The organism is Variovorax sp. 01T439_2 (genome assembly GCF_056398445.1).
This window is the reverse complement of the sequence record NZ_JBFTPJ010000556.1, coordinates 1-3,964: the sequence shown is the minus strand read 5'-3', so window position 1 is coordinate 3,964 and position 3,964 is coordinate 1. Positions and strand designations below refer to the sequence as shown.

Here is a 3,964-nt window from a genome sequence, read left to right as displayed (position 1 = left end):
GTGCTGGTGGGCCAGCTGGCCGTGATGGCGTTCGGCGTGACCGACACCATCGTGGCCGGCCGCTATTCCGAGAACGCGCTGGCCGCGCTGTCGGTGGGCGCGGCCGTCTTCATCAGCGTGTTCGTCTCGCTGATGGGCGTGCTGCAGGCGCTGCTGCCGGTCTGGGCGGAGCTGCACGGCGCGGACCGCAGAAGCGAAGTCGGCCGCTCCGTGCGGCAGTCGCTCTACCTGGCTGCCATCGCGATTGCCGTCGGCATGGCCGTGCTGCTGCTGCCGGGCGCGGTGCTGCGCTGGACCCAGGTGCCGCCCGCGATGCGCGGCGAAGTGGAAACCTATCTGGGGGTGCTCGCCTTCGCATTGCCGCCGGCCCTGCTGTTCCGCCTGTTCAGCACCCTGAACCAGAGCCTGGGCAAGCCGCAGGTGGTGACCTGGCTCCAGCTGGGCTCGCTGTGCGTGAAGCTGCCGCTGTCGATCTGGTTCGCCTTCGGCGGCGCGGGCCTGCCGGCCATGGGCCTGGTGGGCTGCGCCTGGGCCACGCTGTGCGTGAACTGGGCCATGCTGGCCTGCGCCGTGTGGCTGCTGCGCAGCAGCGCCTTCTACCGCGACTACCGGCTCTGGGAACGCATCGAAGCGCCCGACTGGCGGCAGATCCGCCAGTTCGCGAGCCTGGGCATTCCCGGCGGCCTGGCCGTGCTGGTGGAAGTGACCTCGTTCACCCTGATGGCGCTGTTCATTGCGCGCCTGGGCACCGCCGCCGCCGCCGCGCACCAGATCGCCTCGAACCTGCTGGCGGTGGCCTACATGGTGCCGCTCTCGCTGGCCATTGCCACCAGCGCGCGCGTGAGCTTCTGGCTCGGCGCCGGAAAGGCCGCCAAGGCCCGCCGCGCCTGCCGCCTGGGCTTCGAGCTCACTGCCCTTTGCGCGCTGTTCTTCGCGGGCGCCATGGTGGCGCTGCGCTTCAGGCTGGCCCACGTGTATTCCGACAATCCGGCCGTCATCGCAGTGGCCGCGGCGCTGCTGCTGGTGGTGGCGGCCTATCACTTTGCCGATGCGCTGCAGACGCTGTGCGTGTTCGTGCTGCGCAGCTACCGCGTCACGCTGGTGCCGCTGGTGGTCTATTGCACGCTGCTCTGGGGAGTGGGCCTGGGCGGCAGCTACCTGCTGGCCTACCGCGGGCTGGGGCCCTGGCCCGCCATGCAGTCGCCGCTGGCGTTCTGGCTCATGAGCGCCGGAGCGCTCGCGCTCACGGCCTTGCTGTTCGGAGCGCTGCTGCGCTGGACGATGCGCCGCTCACTTCGCTAGCAGCCGCGCTTCCCGCACGCGGGTTGCCGGGAACACCAGCGCGAAACGCGAGCCCTTGCCCACCGTGCTCTGGATCCGCAGTTCGGCGCCATGCCGCTGCGCGATGTGCTTCACGATGGCCAGGCCCAGGCCGGTGCCACCGGTTTCGCGCGAGCGGCTGCGGTCGATGCGGTAGAAGCGTTCGGTCAGGCGCGGGATGTGCTCGGCAGCAATGCCGGGGCCGGTGTCGCGCACCGCGTATTCGCCGCGCCCGTCGGGCAGCAGCCGCCAGCTCACCGCGACCTCGCCGCCGCCGGGCGTGTAGCGGATGGCGTTGCTCAGCAGGTTCGACATGGCGCTTTGCAGCTCTGTCGGGGCGCCCGAGATTTCAGATTCGGCCTCGATCGCGAAGGAAAGGCGATGCCCCTGCGGCGCGAGCCGGCCCGACAGCCCCCGTCCCTCGTCTTCGCACTGGGCGAGCAGCGCACGGATGCGGATCCACTGGTTGCCCGATGGCGCCGCACTGCCCTCGAGCCGCGACAGCGTCAGCAGGTCGTTGACCAGGGTTTCCATGCGATGCGACTGCTGGCTCATGAGCGAGAGGTAGCGCGCGCGCTCGTCCGCATCGAGCGGCAGGTTCTGCAGCGTTTCCACAAAGCCCGCCAGCACGGTGAGCGGCGTGCGGATCTCGTGCGACACGTTGGCGACGAAGTCGCGCCGCATGGCTTCGGCCTGCTCGACCGCCGTGATGTCGCGCGTCAGCAGCATGCGGCGGTTGCCCGCATAGGGATGCACCTGCACCGACAGGCGCACCGGATGGCTGCGCTGGTGCCCCTGCCCGGGGCCTGAGGCATCGATGACCACATCGCGGCTGTAGTTCCACGAGGCCAGGTAGGCCACGAAGGCCGGGTCGCGGACCAGGTTCGCAAGATGCTGCAGCAGATCCCGCTCGGCATCGATGCCGAACTGGCCGGCTGCCGTCTGGTTGCACCACTCGATGCGGCCCTGCTCGTCGAGCAGGATCACGCCGTTGGGAGAGGCCTGGATGGCGGCCAGGAATTCCYGCAGGCGGTCTTCGGCCTGGCGGGTCTGCTGTTCGCGGTCGCGCAGCAGCTTGCGGATGCGCTCCGCGAGCTCGCCCCACACGCCGGCGCCGCGCGTCGGCAGGCCCGCCGCGTTGTTGCGAAGCACCTTGAGCAGGCGCTCGGCCCGCCAGGCGTCGAGCGCGAGCCACAGCACCGCGCCCAGCCAGGCGCCCAGCCATCCGAACTTCCAGCCGAAAATGGCTGCAGCGCCCACTCCCATTACGAGGGACGCTATTAGAAAAGTAGCAATACGGAAAGGCATGGCGGGCGATTATCCGCGCCCGCGGCCCGTGAAAGCAGCGGGGCTCAAACCGTGACTTGGGCCGTCAGGCGGTAACCCGCGCCGCGCACCGTCTCGACCATCGGCGAGGCGGCGCCCAGCGATTCGCGCAGGCGCTTGACGTGCACGTCGACCGTGCGTTCCTCGATGTAGACGTGGTCGCCCCAGACCTTGTCGAGCAGTTGCGCCCGGCTGTGCACGCGCTCGGCGTGCTGCATCAGGTAGGCCAGCAGCTTGAACTCGGTCGGCCCCACCTTGAGCGCATTGCCCTGCCAGGTGACGCGGTGCGTGGCGGTGTCGAGCGCGAGCTCGCCGATCTCCACGCGCTCGGTCACCACCTCGGGCGCGCGGCGGCGCAGCACGGCGCGGATGCGCGCGAGCATTTCCTGGGTGGAGAACGGCTTGGTGATGTAGTCGTCGGCGCCCGCATCGAGGCCGGCCACCTTGTCGGGCTCGTCGCCGCGCGCGGTGAGCATCAGGATCGGGATGGCCTTGGTGCGCGGGTCCTTGCGCCACTGGCGCGCGAGTTGCAGGCCGCTCTGTCCGGGCAGCATCCAGTCGAGCAGGATCAGGTCCGGCAGGAAGGCGTCGATCTCGCGTTGCGCTGCCGCGCCGTCTTCCGACCAGATCGGCTCGAAGCCGTTGTGGCGCAGGTTGACGGCGATCAGCTCGGCGATCGAGGACTCGTCTTCGACGATCAGGACTCGGGGTTTCTTCATGCTTTCTTTGGGAGACTTGCGCTMGCTCTGTTACTGCAGCGCCGATTCGATCTCTTGCATCGAAGTGTGCCGCACATCGGCGCCCTTGACGATGTAGATGATGAACTCGGCGATGTTCTTGGCGTGGTCGCCGATGCGTTCGATGGCCTTGGCCAGGAACAGCAGGTCGAGGCTGGCCGAGATCGTGCGCGGGTCTTCCATCATGTAGGTGACCAGCTTGCGCACGAAGCCGTCGAACTCCTTGTCGATCAGGTCGTCGTCCTTCAGGATCGACAGCGCCGCGGCCGTGTCCAGCCGAGCGAACGCGTCCAGCGCGGTACGCAGCAGGCCCGAGGCCAGGTCGGCCGCGATGCGCAGCTCGTTCGAGGGCAGCGCGCGGGCCGAGCCGCTCTCGATGATCGACTTGACCATGCGCGCGATCTTGTTGGCCTCGTCGCCCACGCGCTCCAGGTTGGCCGTGGTCTTGGAGATGGCGATCAAGAGGCGCAGGTCGCGCGCCGTCGGCTGGCGCCGCGCGATGATCGACGACAGCTCGCGGTCGATCTCGATCTCCATCGCATTGACGCGCGTCTCGGTTTCCATCACGCGGTCGGCAGCGT

General features: G+C 69.0%; 4 protein-coding genes. 1 reads left to right on the top strand and 3 read right to left on the bottom strand.

The window, feature by feature from the left end; genetic code table 11:
• Positions 1-1,302: MATE family efflux transporter (locus AC1DOC_RS23105; RefSeq protein WP_478130561.1), on the top strand; the 1,302-nt coding region annotated here is incomplete at its 5' end.
• Here AC1DOC_RS23105 and phoR read toward each other — a convergent pair.
• The 3 genes from phoR to phoU form a co-directional block, all read right to left on the bottom strand.
• Positions 1,291-2,628: a phosphate regulon sensor histidine kinase PhoR gene (phoR, locus tag AC1DOC_RS23100; protein ID WP_478130560.1), complete on the bottom strand. Its 1,338-nt coding sequence runs from the start codon at positions 2,626-2,628 to the stop codon at positions 1,291-1,293. The two genes, AC1DOC_RS23105 and phoR, sit on opposite strands and share 12 nt — an antisense overlap.
• A gap of 44 nt (positions 2,629-2,672) precedes the next feature.
• On the bottom strand, positions 2,673-3,365 hold the full coding sequence (gene phoB, locus AC1DOC_RS23095) for a phosphate regulon transcriptional regulator PhoB (RefSeq protein ID WP_012747427.1): 693 nt from the start codon (positions 3,363-3,365) through the stop codon (positions 2,673-2,675).
• A 30-nt stretch (positions 3,366-3,395) separates the two neighbouring features.
• On the bottom strand, positions 3,396-3,964 hold a 569-nt coding region (gene phoU, locus AC1DOC_RS23090), incomplete at its 5' end, for a phosphate signaling complex protein PhoU (protein WP_478130559.1).